Origin of the sequence: Lysobacter soli, from assembly GCF_009755585.1 — a bacterium.
In the GTDB taxonomy this organism is placed as follows: domain Bacteria; phylum Pseudomonadota; class Gammaproteobacteria; order Xanthomonadales; family Xanthomonadaceae; genus Lysobacter_J; species Lysobacter_J soli.
The window spans coordinates 1,174,716-1,188,414 of sequence record NZ_CP046603.1 but is presented as its reverse complement, the minus strand read 5'-3'; the positions used below and the strand labels follow the sequence as shown (position 1 = coordinate 1,188,414).

General features: G+C 68.4%; 12 protein-coding genes. 5 read left to right on the top strand and 7 right to left on the bottom strand.

Annotated features, from left to right (window positions below):
- Nucleotides 1-25: 25 nt before the first annotated feature.
- The 3 genes from GOY17_RS05525 (at nt 26) to GOY17_RS05515 (ending at nt 1,894) form a co-directional block, all read left to right on the top strand.
- Nucleotides 26-451 (top strand): hypothetical protein, encoded by a 426-nt coding sequence (locus GOY17_RS05525; protein ID WP_115840931.1) that lies wholly within the window; start codon nt 26-28, stop codon nt 449-451.
- A 79-nt stretch (nt 452-530) separates the two neighbouring features.
- The gene (bla, locus tag GOY17_RS05520; RefSeq protein WP_157029621.1) at nt 531-1,406 is read left to right on the top strand and encodes a subclass B3 metallo-beta-lactamase; all 876 of its coding nucleotides are present in this window, start codon (nt 531-533) and stop codon (nt 1,404-1,406) included.
- Nucleotides 1,406-1,894 carry an NUDIX hydrolase gene (locus tag GOY17_RS05515; protein WP_157029620.1) on the top strand — a complete coding sequence of 163 codons (489 nt, stop codon included), beginning with the start codon at nt 1,406-1,408 and terminating at the stop codon, nt 1,892-1,894. The genes bla and GOY17_RS05515 overlap by 1 nt, the downstream gene beginning before the upstream one ends.
- A gap of 4 nt (nt 1,895-1,898) precedes the next feature.
- On the opposite strand, the gene GOY17_RS05510 is transcribed toward GOY17_RS05515, so the two are convergent.
- Genes GOY17_RS05510 through GOY17_RS05500 form a run of 3 tightly spaced genes read right to left on the bottom strand, consistent with a single transcriptional unit; the run spans nt 1,899 to nt 4,202 of the window.
- Nucleotides 1,899-2,444 (bottom strand): hypothetical protein, encoded by a 546-nt coding sequence (locus GOY17_RS05510; RefSeq protein ID WP_157029619.1) that lies wholly within the window; start codon nt 2,442-2,444, stop codon nt 1,899-1,901.
- 28 nt (nt 2,445-2,472) lie between these two features.
- Nucleotides 2,473-2,889: a GNAT family N-acetyltransferase gene (locus GOY17_RS05505; protein ID WP_157029618.1), complete on the bottom strand. Its 417-nt coding sequence runs from the start codon at nt 2,887-2,889 to the stop codon at nt 2,473-2,475.
- On the bottom strand, nt 2,889-4,202 hold the full coding sequence (locus tag GOY17_RS05500) for a dicarboxylate/amino acid:cation symporter (RefSeq protein ID WP_157029617.1): 1,314 nt from the start codon (nt 4,200-4,202) through the stop codon (nt 2,889-2,891). Before GOY17_RS05500 ends, GOY17_RS05505 begins: the two co-directional genes overlap by 1 nt.
- A gap of 141 nt (nt 4,203-4,343) precedes the next feature.
- Here GOY17_RS05500 and GOY17_RS05495 point away from each other — a divergent pair, with 141 nt between their 5' ends.
- On the top strand, nt 4,344-6,083 hold the full coding sequence (locus GOY17_RS05495) for an alkaline phosphatase (protein WP_157029616.1): 1,740 nt from the start codon (nt 4,344-4,346) through the stop codon (nt 6,081-6,083).
- Between the two features lie 437 nt (nt 6,084-6,520).
- Here the strand turns inward: GOY17_RS05495 and GOY17_RS05490 are convergent, their stop codons facing one another.
- The 4 genes from GOY17_RS05490 to GOY17_RS05475 all read right to left on the bottom strand — a co-directional run bounded on the left by GOY17_RS05490 (nt 6,521) and on the right by GOY17_RS05475 (nt 12,481).
- Nucleotides 6,521-7,693 carry a COG3904 family protein gene (locus GOY17_RS05490; protein WP_157029615.1) on the bottom strand — a complete coding sequence of 391 codons (1,173 nt, stop codon included), beginning with the start codon at nt 7,691-7,693 and terminating at the stop codon, nt 6,521-6,523.
- A gap of 144 nt (nt 7,694-7,837) precedes the next feature.
- Nucleotides 7,838-9,598 carry a DUF885 domain-containing protein gene (locus GOY17_RS05485; protein ID WP_157029614.1) on the bottom strand — a complete coding sequence of 587 codons (1,761 nt, stop codon included), beginning with the start codon at nt 9,596-9,598 and terminating at the stop codon, nt 7,838-7,840.
- An 80-nt stretch (nt 9,599-9,678) separates the two neighbouring features.
- Nucleotides 9,679-11,343 carry a PQQ-dependent sugar dehydrogenase gene (locus GOY17_RS05480; RefSeq protein WP_157029613.1) on the bottom strand — a complete coding sequence of 555 codons (1,665 nt, stop codon included), beginning with the start codon at nt 11,341-11,343 and terminating at the stop codon, nt 9,679-9,681.
- A gap of 160 nt (nt 11,344-11,503) precedes the next feature.
- Nucleotides 11,504-12,481: an alpha/beta fold hydrolase gene (locus GOY17_RS05475; protein WP_157029612.1), complete on the bottom strand. Its 978-nt coding sequence runs from the start codon at nt 12,479-12,481 to the stop codon at nt 11,504-11,506.
- Between the two features lie 141 nt (nt 12,482-12,622).
- On the opposite strand from GOY17_RS05475, the gene GOY17_RS05470 reads away from it, so the two are divergent.
- Nucleotides 12,623-13,456, top strand: coding sequence for a helix-turn-helix domain-containing protein (locus tag GOY17_RS05470; RefSeq protein WP_232338536.1), 834 nt, complete (start codon nt 12,623-12,625; stop codon nt 13,454-13,456).
- Nucleotides 13,457-13,699: the final 243 nt, after the last annotated feature.

The window sequence follows — 13,699 nt, the reverse complement described above, 5'->3', positions numbered from 1 at the left end:
CACTTGCGATGGAGGAGAACCGCCGATGGGACGCACGATACTGGGCATGCTGGTCGGCGTGGTCGTCGCGATCGCGGTGATCGCCGCGGTGGAAACACTGGGCCATCGCTTCTGGCCGCCGCCGGCGGGGCTGGATCCGACCGATCCGGCCAATGAAGCCGCCTTCGCCGCCTTCATCGCGAACATGCCCTTCGCCGCGAAGCTGCTGGTGCTCGTCGCGTGGGTGCTGGGCACGTTCATTGGCGCACTCGCCGCGGCGAAGCTTGCGCGCCACCAGACCGCCGCCGCGCTGCTCGTCGCGCTGGTGGTGCTCTCGGGCGTGGTGGGGATGATCATGAAGGTGCCGCATCCGACGTGGCTGTCGGTCGCGGGACTGCTGCTGCCGATTCCCGTGTCCCTGTTGGCCGTACGGCTGGTGTACCGGCGGGCGACGTTGCCGCGCGTGCCCTGATAACGATCACAGCACCGGCGTGAATCGCGCGCCGTGCGTGCGCGATTACACTGTGCGCTTCCCCCGCTTCGACGTCGCCATGCGCCTCCACGCCGCGCTTTGTGTTTCGCTGACCGCGCTCTCCGCCCTGCCCCTTCACGCCGCCGAACCGCTGCTCCCGCAGGCACAGGCCTACGAGTCTTCCGACGCTTGGCGCCAACCGATCGCGCCGTTCGCGCTCGCCGATCGCAGCTGGTACATCGGCACCGCGGGCCTGAGCGCCGTGCTGGTGAAGACCGATGCCGGCGCCGTGCTGATCGACGGCGGCCTGCCGCAGGCGGCGGACATGCTGCTCGCGCACATGCGCACGCTCGGCGTCGCGCCGTCCGATCTGAAGCTGATCCTCCACAGCCATGCGCACATCGACCACGCCGGTCCCATCGCCGCGATCAAGCGCGCGACCGGTGCGCGACTGGTGACCAATGCCGAATCGGCGGTGCTGCTCGAACGCGGCGGCTTCGACGACCTGCACTTTGGCGATGGCATGGTGTTCCCGCCGGCGCATGCCGACCGCATCGTGATGGACGGCGAAGTCGTCGAGCTCGGCGGCGTCGCGTTCACGGCGCACTTCACGCCCGGCCACACGCCGGGAAGCCTGAGCTGGACCTGGACCGACACGAAGGCCGGCAAGCCGCTGCGCATCGCCTACGTCGACAGCCTGAGCGCGCCGGGCTACAAGCTCGTCGGCAACCCGCGCCAGCCGCGCATCGTCGACGATTACCGCCGCGCATTCGCCGAAGTCCGCACGCTCCCGTGCGACCTGCTGCTGACGCCGCATCCGGATGCCTCGGGCTGGAAGCTTGGCGAATCGACCACGCCGACCGCGCTCACCTGCCGCGCCTACGCCGACCGCGCCGAACGCGCGTTCGACAAGACGCTGAAGGAACAGCAGGCCGCCATCAAGGGCACGCGCTGATGCCGTACATGCCCATCGTCGCCACGCTCGGCTACGTGCTGTCGCCTGACGGTCGCGAAGTGTTGATGGTCCATCGCAATGCGCGACCGGACGACCACCAGCTCGGCAAGTACAACGGTCTGGGCGGAAAGATAGAACGCGACGAGGACGTCGTGGCCGGCATGCGGCGCGAGATCCTCGAGGAAGCCGGCATCGAGTGCGACGCGATGCAGCTGCGCGGCACGATCAGCTGGCCCGGCTTCGGCAAACACGGCGAGGACTGGCTCGGCTTCGTGTTCGTCATCACGTCCTTCCGCGGCACGCCGCATGTGAGCAATCCCGAAGGCACGCTGGAGTGGGTGCCGATCGAAAAGCTCGACGAACTGCCGATGTGGGAAGGCGACCGCAACTTCCTGCCGCTGGTGTTCGACGACGACCCGCGCGCGTTCCACGGCGTGATGCCGTATCGCGGCGGGCGCATGCAGTCGTGGTCGTACTCGCGCGTGTGAGGCCTCAGCGCGCGAGCTGCACGCTGCCGCGCCCGTCCTTCTGTTCGAACACGAAGCGGTAGGTGAGCGTCACCGCTTCCGGGATTTCGGTGTAACCGCCGCAGCTGCCGACGGTGTCGTCCTTCGTCTTCGCATCGGGAAACACGCAACGCAGCGCGGGCTCGTAACGCCAGCCGGCGACAGCGCTGCGCACCGCGTCGAAGAACGCCGGATCGGCCGGCTCGGGACAATTCGGCGGCGCAACCGCCGGCGCGGACGACAGCACGCTGCCCTCGCCACTCACACCGACGCGCACGCACAGCGCCTGCGGCGCCAGCCCATGCGAAAGCAGCGCGGCCGGATAGACGGGCATCGGATTCGCGTCGTCTTCCAACGGCATCAGGAAGGATTCGTTGTCCGCCAGTTCCATGCGCGCGGCCTGCGGGATCATGCCGCTGATCTCGTTCATGCCGACCTGGCCGGCGCGCGGGGCTCCGTCATTCACGATCTGCGGTTGTGTCGCGCAACCGCCGAGTAATGCGGCGCAGAGGATCCAGCTGGTGAGACGCATGGGCTTCGTTCCTTGAAATCGCGACCGGCTAGTCGACCTGATACTCCATGTTCACCGAAAACGGCGTCGTCTCGACGAACCCGAACTTCGCGTAGAGATGCTTCGCTTCGCCATCGGCGGCGAGCGACACGACCGCCGACGGCGGCGCGTTCGCGCGGAGCCAGTCGTCCAGCGCGGCCATGATGCGCTTGCCGAGCCCCTGCCCCTGCAGCGCGGGCGCCACGGCGATGTCCACCACGACGAAGAAGCATCCGCCGTCGCCGATGACGCGGCCCATCCCGACGACCTCGCCGTCGAGCAGCAGGCTTACGCCGTAGAGCGTGTTCGGCAATCCGCGAAGCGCGGCGTCGACCGTGCGCGGCGCCATGCCGGCATCCGCACGCAGGCGGCAGTAGTCGTCCGCACCGGGGAACCGTTCGACCAGTTCCACCTGCGCGGCGTCCATCAGCCGACTTCCCTCGTGGCGCCGGCTTTCGTCGAGCGAACCTCGGCCTTCTCGCCGGCGGCGACGCCGAGGTTGCTCGAAGCGGCTTCGTACACGTCGCGATCGAGCAGGCCCGATTCCTTCGCGACGATCACCGGCACCGCCATCTGGCCGGTGACGTTGGTCATCGTGCGCATCATGTCCAGCACGCGGTCAATGGCGACCAGGTAGCCGATGCCTTCCAGCGGCAAACCCGCGGCGGAGAGCACCAGCGTCACCATCACGATCGCCGTGCCCGGCACGCCGGCGGTGCCGAAGCTGCCGAGCACCGAGGCGATCAGGATCGTCGCGTACTGGCCCGGCTCCAGGTGCAGGCCGAAATACTGCGCGACGAACATCGACGTCAGCGCAGGATAGATTGCGCCGCAGCCGTCCATCTTGATGCTCGCGCCCAGCGGCACGGCGAACGCCGCGTAGTCCTTGTCGACGCCGAGGTTATGCGTGACCGAGCGGATCGCCGCCGGCATCGCCGCGAAACTCGACGACGCCACGAACGCCACCTGCATGCCCGGCGCGGCACCGCGGAAGAACTTCAGCGGATTCAAGCCGTGCAGCGCGATCAGGCTGCCGTAGACGAACACGATGTGGATCGCGCACGCCAGGTACAGCGCGAACACGAACGTGCCCAGCGGCAGGAGCTTTTCGAAGCCGTACGCGCCGACCAGCGAGGCGATCAGGCCGAAGGTGCCCAGCGGCGTCATTTCGAGCACGAAGCGCGTGACCTGCACCATCGTGTCGCTCGCTTCGCCCACGAGCTTGCGCAGGCCGGCGACGCGTTCGCCCAGCTTCACCAGCGCGAAGCCGACCAGCCCGGCGAACACGATCACCTGCAGGATCTTGCCTTCGCTCAACGCCTTGAACGGGTTGGTCGGGATGACGTCGAGCAGCACGTCCTTCGGCGAGGGCACCACGCGGACGGTGTAGTCGGGTGCGATGGTCAGGCCGCTCAGGCCGTGGCCGGGCTGGAGCAGCCAGCCGATCAGCAGGCCGACGCCGACCGCCAGCGCGGCGGTGATCGCGAACCAGACGAACGTTCGGCCGCCCAGTGCAGCGACGGACTTCTGCCCGTGCAGGCTGCCGATGGCGTTCATCACCGCGAAGAACACCAGCGGCACGGCGATCATCTTGATCAGCGTGACGTAGATGGTGCCCAGCGGCGCGAACCAGACTTCCGCCGAATGGCCGAAGGCCCAGCCGGCCAGCGCGCCCAACACGAAGCCCGCCAGCACGCGCTGCCAGAACGGGATCCGCAACCAGGCAGACACCAGCTTCATCCGTACCTCTTTACCGAAATTGTCGGCTTGGCACGATAGCCCACACCGAAGGGGGTGACGACCCCGCGAATGCAACGCCGGTGTCCCGTGGCTGCAATAACGCAGCCCATAATCGCGCTTTGCCTTCGACAAGCCTCCCGAATGTCCCGACCCCGCGCGACCCGCCCGAGCCACTCTCATTTGAGCCACGCCACGCTCGCCTTCGCCACGACCCTGCTCGTCTCCGCCTGCGCCACCGGCGGTAGCGGCGTCCACGCAACCGACTCGGCAAAGCCCGCCGCATTCGAGGTCGACGTCCCGACGATCCGCCATCCGGCCGGCGAAACGCCGCAGTGGTGGTTCCGCGATGGCGCCGCGCAGGCCGCCGAACGCGGCGCGATGGGCGGCCACGCGAAGAACGTGATCCTCTTCGTCGGCGACGGCATGAGCCTGACGACGGTCGCCGCCGCGCGCATCCTCGACGGCCAGCGCAAGGGCGGCCCGGGCGAGGACAACCGCCTGAGCTGGGAGCGCTTCCCGGCCACGGCGCTGAGCAAGACCTACAACGTCGATTCGCAGACGCCCGATTCGGCCGGCACGATGAGCGCGATGGCCACCGGCGTGAAGACGCGCGCGGGCGTGCTGAGCATCGGCCAGCAGCCGATGCGCCGCAACTGCGCCGGCGCGCAGGCCGTGCCGATGCTGACGCTTTGGGAACTGGCCGCCAGCCGCGGCTTCGCCACCGGCGTGGTGACCACCACGCGCGTCACGCACGCGACGCCCGGCGCGACGTTCACCCACGTGCCCGAACGCAACTGGGAAAACGACACGGAGCTCACCGATGAAGCGCGCGCCGCCGGCTGCACCGACATCGCCCGCCAGCTGGTGGAAACGCCCTTCGGCAACGGCCCCGACGTGCTGATGGGCGGCGGCCGCAAGAACTTCATGCCGGTGTCGGAGCGCGATCCGGAATACGACGACAAGGTGGGCGAACGCCTCGACGGTCGCGACCTCATCGCGCAGTGGAAGCAGCGCCATCCGGACGGGACGTACGTGTGGAACGCGCAGCAGCTCAGCGACGCGCCGGCCCGCGGCCCGCTGCTGGGGTTGTTCGAACCCGACCACATGCAGTTCTCCGCGGATCGCCCGCAGGACGGTGCCGGCGAGCCGACGCTCGCGGAAATGACGCGCACCGCCATCGCGCGCCTGAAGCAGAACGACAAGGGCTTCGTGCTGCTGGTCGAAGGCGGCCGCATCGACCATGCACACCATTACGGCAATGCGTATCGCGCGCTCACCGACACCATCGCGCTGAGCGAGGCCGTGCAGGCGGCGGTCGATGCGACGAGCGCGCAGGACACGCTGATCCTGGTCACGGCCGACCATTCGCACACGCTGAGCTTCGTGGGCTATCCCAAACGCGGCAATCCGATCCTGGACAAGGTGCGCGGCAGCAGCGGCGAGGACGACGGCATCGCCGATTACGCGCTCGACCAGCTCGGCCTGCCGTACACGACGCTCAACTACAGCAACGGACCGGGCTACGTCGGCGCGAGCGCGCAGCAGCCCGAAGGCCCGAAGCGCTTCCAGCACACCGTCAGCGGCGTGCAGATCCCGAAGAAGGGCCGCCCGGATCTGCGCAATGTCGACACGCAGGACCCGGATTACCTGCAGGAAGCGCTGGTGCCGACGGCGAGCGAGTCGCACGGCGGCGACGACGTGGGCATCTGGGCGCGCGGCCCGGGCAGCGAAGCGGTGCGCGGCAGCGTCGAGCAGAACACGATCTTCCACTTCCTGTTGCAGTCGATGCCGGCGCTGCGCTCGGAGCTGTGCAAGGCGGGCGATTGCGACGGGAATGGCGTGCCGGTGACGTTGCCGGAGCCGGGGAAGTTCCGGCGGTAACGTTGGGGTTCACTCGCCGTATGCCCAGGGCTTTAGCCCCTCTCCCGCTGGCGGGAGAGGGGTTGGGGTGAGGGCTTATGACCGATGTGTCCTGCCATCGGCGCCCTTCGATGCTGAAGCAAGATCAACAGCTTCCGCTCGTGAACGAGCGGGTTACTTTTGTTTCGGCAAAAAGTAACCAAAACCATTCGCTCCTGACGCGAGCCGCCGCTACGCGGCGGTGCCCTCCGCTCCTCGCCAATCAGGGGACGTCGCCCAAACTCGCTGCGCTTCGCTCCGCTCAAACAGTGGGCGACTCTTCGCCCCTGATTGGCTCCGGTGCTCGGCTCGCTTTAAGTCGCTGGAAGATCAAGAGCGAACGTCGAAAGCAACAACAACAACAACAACGGCAACGGCAACAGCAACGGCGACACACGCGGGCTACGCCGCTCCTGCGGTCAGCTATCACTCCGCCGCTTCTGCGGCGCCGCCTTCGACACGCTCTGCGCGCCGTCCTCGCCCTTCGGCGGCTCCAGCGTCGCGGTGTCGCGGTCGAACTCGGACAGCGGGCTCTCCGACGGACAGGTCTGGTCGGGGAAGCCGAAATCCGTGCGCAGCTTCAGGCCGCACGCGTTGAGCGCGTCCAGGTCGGTATCCGGCGATTTGCAGCGCTTGTCGAAGGCACGAACGAACGAGTCGCGGCGACTCACGAAGTCCTCGCCGCACTTGCGCATCAGGCGCAGTCGGTCGAGGTCGTCCTGCGCCGGGTTCACGCCGTCCAGCCCGTACAGCTCGAGTTCTTCCGTCGTGAGCAGGCGCAGGCTGCGGTTGGGCACGGCCATCATCAGGTCGGCCACGGCGGTGGCCGCGCCGTTGCGCTCCAGGTAGTCGCGCACGCGCTCATACACCACGCGCAGCTCGGCGTTGAGCTGCGCGCGCGTGGTGGCGGTCGAACTCATGCGGATGATGCGGTGGATGCCGACCTGCCCGGCGATCATCCGCGTGTCGCCCGCACTGAGGATGAAGACGCACGCGCTGTGGCAGATCGCGCCTTCGCGCACCCAGATCGTCCAGCGCGATTCGGCGATGTAGTCGCCGGCCTGGATCGCGTCCTCGACCTGGCCGCCGGCAGAGTCGATGTCGAGCACGCGCTTGCCGATGTCCATCGAGTCCGCGACTTCGGTGACGCGCTCGACCAGAGTGCCGAATTCCGCCGTGACCTTGCCCTTGTAACGCAGCCGCGCCACGCCGCCGGCTTCGCACGGTTCGAGCGCGGCCTTGAGGCCGTCGCGGTCGAACGTCGTCAGCACCTCGCCGTCGCCCTTCTCTACGTAGTCGAGGTCGCAGCTGATCGACGCCGCACCGGCCGTGAGTTCGAGCGGCGCCGCCCACGGCTTGTGCGGTTCGGGAGCGGGTTCGGGGCGCGCGATCTCACGGATCGACGTGCGCGCCTGGCGCGTGCCTTCCGGTTTGACCGGAGCGACCTTTACCGGCGCGGTGCTGATCGCGCCGCCGTCCTGCGGCGCGGCGACCTCCTCGATCACCAGGCCCTGCGTCGTCTCCGCTTCGGGACGCTGGCAGGCGGCGATGACAAGGCAGGACAACAGCAGGGCGACGGCACGGATCGGCATGCGGCAACGGACTCGGGAGCGGACGCGCCCCTGAACGGGGCGCGCGGAAAACGTGAAGCCACAGCTTACGGCGTAGGGCCTGACTCTGCGCACAGCGCGCAACACCGCGCCCGGTTCACGTTCCTTTCGCCGCTCCCGGCGCGATCAGCGCGCGGCCACGGCTGCCTGTTCCTCCGCGATCCACGCCTGCACGCGCTCGCGCAGGAACGCCAGCGGCACCACACCGTCGCCCAGCACGCGCTGGTGGAACTGCTTCAGGTCGAAGCGATCGCCCAGCGCCGCCTCGGCTTCGCGACGCAGCGCGACGATCTCCAGACCGCCGGAGTCGTACGCGGTGAGCTGGCCCGGCATCGCGGCGATGCGATCGACCATCTCGGCCGAGGTCTCCGGCGAGAACCGCCCACTTTCGGCCATGAACTGCACCGCCTGCTCGCGCGTCCAGCCGAACATGTGGATGCCCGGGTCCACCACCATGCCGCGCGCCGGCCACAGCCGGCGGCTGATCTGCGCGTACGGCGTGGTGTAGATGCCCGCTTCCTCGCTCAGCGCTTCGGAGTAGCGCGCCCAGCCTTCGACATAGGCCGAATTGAACGCCAGCGCCGACAGCGGATGGCGCTTGCCGACGCCGCGCGCGAGTGCGAGTTGCAGGTGATGGCCAGGCCAGGTTTCGTGCACCAGCGTGATTTCCGCCGCGCCGCGACGATCGGCGTCGGGATGATCTAGGTTGATGCGATACACGCCCGGCTTGCGGTCGTCCGGATCGGGTTCGTAATGCGAACTCACGCCGGTGTTGCGCTGCTCCGGCTTCAACGGTTCGACGACCGCCGGCTGCACGGGCATCGTGGCGAAATACGCCGAACTCTTCTCACGTGCCGACTCCTGCAGGCCGCGCGAGAACTGCAGCTGCTCGTCCGCTGACGCGAAGCGGTTGTCCTTGGCTTCGTCGACGCGCTTGACGATCGTCGCCAGATCCGTCGAGTCGAACATCGTCTTGCCGAGCGCCTGCACGGTCGCCAGGTTCGTCGCGACGGTGCGCTGGCCGAGGTCGTACACCGCCTTCGGCGTGCGATCGAGCGTGGTGTAGGAGCGCAGCATCGCCTGGTAGCACTGCGCGCCATCGGGCAGCGCGGACAACGCGATCGACTCGCGAGCCGCGCCCTGGTATTCGCTAACTAGGAAATCGCGATAACGGCGCAGCGCCGGCTGGACCTGCTGCGCCACGACGCTTTCGAACTCCTTCGCGAACGCCGCGTCCTTCGACTTCTCGCCCGGCGCGAAGTACGGCGATTTGCGCGCTTCCAGGTCGACCATGCCGTCGAGCTGCTTGATCACGCGCACCACCACCGGCTTCGGCGCGGTATAGCCGGCCTTGATGCCCGCGCGCAGGTTCGCGATCTCGTTGTCGACGTACGCCGGCAGCGTGCGCCAGCGCGCGAGCGCCTGTGCGCGCTCGTCGGCGGTGGCGACGGGCTGGCGATCGGCGAGATCGGTGAATGCCGTGTGCCAGCCGAACATGTGGTTCACGTTCCACTGCTCGGCGTGGCACACGCGCAGCGCGCGGTTGGTTTCGAGCATCTCGCGCAGCTGCGCGTAGGCGAGCCGTGCGGCGGGATCCTTGTCGATCTTCGCGCGATCGACCTTCTGCAGGCGCGACCACAACGCATCCTCGCGTGCGTCGAATCGCGCGTTGTCGGCGGCGGAATTGCGCGGCAGGTAATCGTGGCGCTTGAGCGGCAGGACTTCGTAATACGCAGGCGTCGGGTCGTATTCGAGCGACAGTGCGACCATCTCGTCGGCGATCGCCATCACCTGCTTCGGTTCGCTTCCGGCCGCCGCGAACGCCGGCGATGCCGTCATCGCCATTCCCAACACGATCGCACCGCTCCAACCCACTGCACTTCGCATGACCCGGCTCCTGCCTTGTGGTCGTGCGATGGTAGTGGCTGGCGGCGGCACGCGGATGTGCCGCCAGTTCGGTTCCGCCCCTATCGATGGCCCATCAGGCTCTCGCGGATGAACTGGCGCACCAGTCGCGCCGATTCCTCCTTCGAGGCCGCGTCCTGCGACAGCGGCTGCGGCGCAGCCAGCGCCGATGCGGAGAACGCACCGCCCGTGCCCGGCACGGGTTCGATCACGAAGATCTCGCCGTCGAAATCGACGATGTAGACATTGTTGGCGGTGTCGGTACCGAAAGCGACGATGTTGTTGATCGTCCCCGCCGTCGGCGTGAAGTCGGCATTGCGCAGCTGAAAGCGCGAGGACGGGATCGTCGTACCCTGCAGGATCACGCCGGTCTGGATCGACCACAGGTTCGGCTGCACGAAATCGCCGAACAGGTACTCGCCGCGCAGCGATTCCAGCGGCCCGCGATACACCACGCCGCCGGTGACCGAACTGCCTTCGCGCGCACCGCTGCCGTGGCTGTATTCGGCGATGGGCGGCGTCAGGCCGGCGGTGGAACCACCGCGATACGGTTGCGTGCCTTCCATGATCGGCCAGCCGAAATTCAGCCCGGCTTCGTTGGGACGCGCGAGGTCGATCTCTTCCACCGCGCCCTGCCCCACATCGCCGATGTAGAGATTGCCGGTGAGCGGATCGAAGCTGTTGCGGAACGGATTGCGCAGGCCATACGCCCACACTTCCGGCGCGTTGGGCGCGGTGAACGGATTGCCGGCGGGAATCGCGTAATCGCGGTCGGGATCGCTGGGGAAACCGTCGCTCGACGGATCGATGCGCAGGACCTTGCCCAGCAGCGTCGCGCGGTTCTGTCCGTTGTTGTCCGGATCGCCGGTGCCGCCGCCATCGCCGACGGCGACGTACAGCATTCCGTCCGGACCGAAGCCGATCCAGCCGCCGTTGTGGTTGTTGCGCGGATGCGCGATGCGCAGGATCGCGTCCCCGCTGGCCGGGTCGGCCTGGTCGCGGTTGTTCGCCAGCGTCTGGTAACGGCGCAGTTCGATCGTGCCGTCGGGCACGGTGAGATACACGTAGAAGCGGCCGCTGGTCGCGAAATCCGGCGCGGTCGCGAAACCGAGCAGGCCGCGCTCGCCATCGGTGGACACCTGCCCGCTCACGTCGAGGAATGCGGACGCCGCGATCGCACCGTTGGACGGTGAAAGCAGCCGGATGCGTCCAGCACGCTCGACCACGAACACACGACCGGTCGCATCGGGCACCGGCGCGAGGAAGATCGGGAAATTCATTCCGCTCACGACGCGCCGCACGCGCAGTGGCGCACCGGTGACGTCGGTGACGGTGACCGACAGCGGCAGCGTCGCGGTCTGCGTGCCGTCGCTGGCGGTGATCGACACCAGGTACACGTTGTCGGCGTTGGCGTCGGTCGGCGCCTCGAAATCCGGCGGCGTGATGAACTGCAGCGCCCCGGCGGCACTGAGCAGGAAGCGCGCCTGGTCGGCGCCGCCGGACAGCGTGAAGGACACCGGCTTGCCTTCCGGATCGGTGGCGGTGGCGGTGTAGAACACGCCTGCCGTGCCTTCGGGCACGGTGGCGGCCGCGGCCGAGGTGAAGCTCGGCGGCCGGTCGACCGGCGCGCCGGGAATCTGGGTGTTGTTGTCGCCTCCCCCACCGCCGCCGCAGGCCGCCAGCATCGCGGCCACCATGACGATCACTGCCAGTCGTGCCTGCTGCATGCGCTCGCTCCCGGGCCTTGAGCAGCGCGCCGGTGCGGCGCGCCTGCGGGCGGCCGCCAGCGTGTCAGAGGTCGCCGTGGCGATCCGTGAAGGCCGGTCCGCTTCACGTCTCGCGCATCGGCGCGGTGGCTCCGTCCGTCGGCGCCGCCGCGGCGCCCGCTTACACGCCCCAGAGGCGACGCGCTTCCTCGGCGATCAGGTCGGGGAATTCCTCCGGGAAGAACAGCTTCGCGCCCTCGACCCGCCGCACGCCGCGCGAGTCGCCGAACGCACCGTCCAGATGGGCCGCGCCCGCTTCGGTGAAGATCGGATCGGCCGTGCCCCACACGATGCGCGTCGGCGCGCGCGCGGCCTTCAGCGCGGGGCCGATGCCGCCGAGCCAGTTGCGATCCAGCGCCACGGCGAACGCGTTCGTCCGCGACGCATCGCGCACCAGCGGGCCGAGGTAGACGTCGATGGCCTCGTCGCTCGGGTTCGATGCATGGGTGAACGTCTGCCCGCCCAGTCCTTGCGGCGAGCGCGCCAATGCCTTGTCGGCCAGCCACGGCGCGAGCCACTGCTGCGCGAACTGGTCCTGCTTCGCCAGCGCGATCACCGGCTGCAACGCCGGCGGCGGGCATTCGATTTCCGAGTCGCAATTGGTCAGCAGCAGCGTGCGGACGCGATGCGGGTATGTCGCCAGGAACAGCTGCGCGGCCTGCCCACCGCTGTCGTTGGCGACGACGTCCACGCGATCCACGCCGAGTTTGTCGAGCAGTTCGGCGAGCATGCGCACCTGCGCGTCCGGCGCCAGGCTCTGGCCCTTTGCGACCCGCGTGTAGCCCAGCCCAAGGAAGTCCGGCGCGATGCAGCGCCGGTACGGCGACAACCGCGCAAGCGCGCCACGCCACTGGTAACCGTTGAGCGGAAAGCCGTGCAGGAACAACGCCGCCGCGCCCCGCCCGCGTTCGACGTAGGCGATCTCCCCGGCGGACGTGGACACGAAGCGGCGCGCCTTGAGGAAAGCGGCGGCATCGTCGGCGTCGGTGGTACTCGCGACCGGGGATGCGGCGAATGCACTGCGGTCGAACATCGCGCCGGTCAGCGTGGCGGTAGCCAGCGTGCCGGCGGCGATTCCAAGGAAGTCCCTGCGCTGCATGATCGAACTCCATCGCCGGAACGCTCCGGCGTCGATGGGATGATTCGCGCCGGAGGTCAACGGTTCAACGAAGCCGCAGGTCATGCCGCCATGACCTGGCAGGTCATGGTGCGGCCGCGGAACGCCCCGTATGCTCGCCGCGTGAACCGAGCCGCCACGCCACTCCGCGATGTCCGACTGGGCGCCCTGCTGCGCGAATGGCGCGCGGCCCGTCGCCTGAGCCAGATGGACCTCGCGCTGGACGCCGGCGTGTCGCCGCGCCACCTGAGCTGCGTGGAAACCGGCAAGGCGCAGCCCAGCCGCGAGATGGTCGCGCGCCTGGCCGACGCGCTCGACATGCCGCTGCGCGAACGCAATGCGTTGCTGGTCGCGGCCGGCTTCGCGCCGCGCTATCCCGAGACCGCGCTGGCGACGCCGGAACTGTCGCAGGTGCGGCGCGCGATCGAGTTCATCCTCGCGCAGCAGGAACCGTACCCCGCGTTCGTGCTCAACCGCCACTGGGACGTGCTGATGGCCAACGACGCGGCGCTACGCGTTAACGCGTTCGTGATGAACGGCCGTGCAAGCGCGCACACGAACATGATCCGGCAGATCTTCGACCCGGACGATCTGCGCGGCGCCGTCGACAACTGGGAGGAAGTGGCGGGCGACCTGATCCGCCACCTGCACGGCGAAGTCGCGGCCGCACCTTCCGACACCGCGGCGCGCGAACTGCTCGACGAAGTCCTCGCCTACCCCGGCGTGCCGGCGCGCTGGCGACTGCGCGATGTCGAATCGGCCCCGACGCCGCTGCTCACCACGGTGCTGCGCCGCGACGAACACCGCCTGCGTTTCTTCTCGACGATCACCACCTTCGGCACGCCGCACGACGTGACGCTGGAGGAATTGCGCATCGAATGCTGCTTCCCCGTGGACGATGCGACAGCGGCGCTGTGCCGGGAGCTGGCGAGCGAAGCGAAAGAAGCGACGCGATAGCTGCGCGCGTCGGCTCGTCGTTCCCGCGAAGGCGGGGATCCATTGACCTTCGCCTTCGGCCCGTCATTCCCGCGAAAGCGGGAATCCAGCGACTTTTGCCTTTGCTCGTCATTCCCGCGAAGGCGGGAATTCATGGACGTTCCACGCTTTGCTGATGCCCCTCCGGCGAAAGGCGTCGGCCATAAAGCCGTGGATATCCCAGACAAGCATGAAAAGTCCCTGGATTCCCGCCTCCGCGGGAAT

What these genes read in the sequence shown, in the direction of transcription:
- GOY17_RS05525 (WP_115840931.1), top strand. Translation starts at nt 26, where the DNA reads ATGGGACGCACGATACTGGGCATGCTGGTCGGCGTGGTCGTCGCGATC.
- bla (WP_157029621.1), top strand. Translation starts at nt 531, where the DNA reads ATGCGCCTCCACGCCGCGCTTTGTGTTTCGCTGACCGCGCTCTCCGCC.
- GOY17_RS05515 (WP_157029620.1), top strand. Translation starts at nt 1,406, where the DNA reads ATGCCGTACATGCCCATCGTCGCCACGCTCGGCTACGTGCTGTCGCCT.
- GOY17_RS05510 (WP_157029619.1), bottom strand. Translation starts at nt 2,444, where the DNA reads ATGCGTCTCACCAGCTGGATCCTCTGCGCCGCATTACTCGGCGGTTGC.
- GOY17_RS05505 (WP_157029618.1), bottom strand. Translation starts at nt 2,889, where the DNA reads ATGGACGCCGCGCAGGTGGAACTGGTCGAACGGTTCCCCGGTGCGGAC.
- GOY17_RS05500 (WP_157029617.1), bottom strand. Translation starts at nt 4,202, where the DNA reads ATGAAGCTGGTGTCTGCCTGGTTGCGGATCCCGTTCTGGCAGCGCGTG.
- GOY17_RS05495 (WP_157029616.1), top strand. Translation starts at nt 4,344, where the DNA reads ATGTCCCGACCCCGCGCGACCCGCCCGAGCCACTCTCATTTGAGCCAC.
- GOY17_RS05490 (WP_157029615.1), bottom strand. Translation starts at nt 7,693, where the DNA reads ATGCCGATCCGTGCCGTCGCCCTGCTGTTGTCCTGCCTTGTCATCGCC.
- GOY17_RS05485 (WP_157029614.1), bottom strand. Translation starts at nt 9,598, where the DNA reads ATGCGAAGTGCAGTGGGTTGGAGCGGTGCGATCGTGTTGGGAATGGCG.
- GOY17_RS05480 (WP_157029613.1), bottom strand. Translation starts at nt 11,343, where the DNA reads ATGCAGCAGGCACGACTGGCAGTGATCGTCATGGTGGCCGCGATGCTG.
- GOY17_RS05475 (WP_157029612.1), bottom strand. Translation starts at nt 12,481, where the DNA reads ATGCAGCGCAGGGACTTCCTTGGAATCGCCGCCGGCACGCTGGCTACC.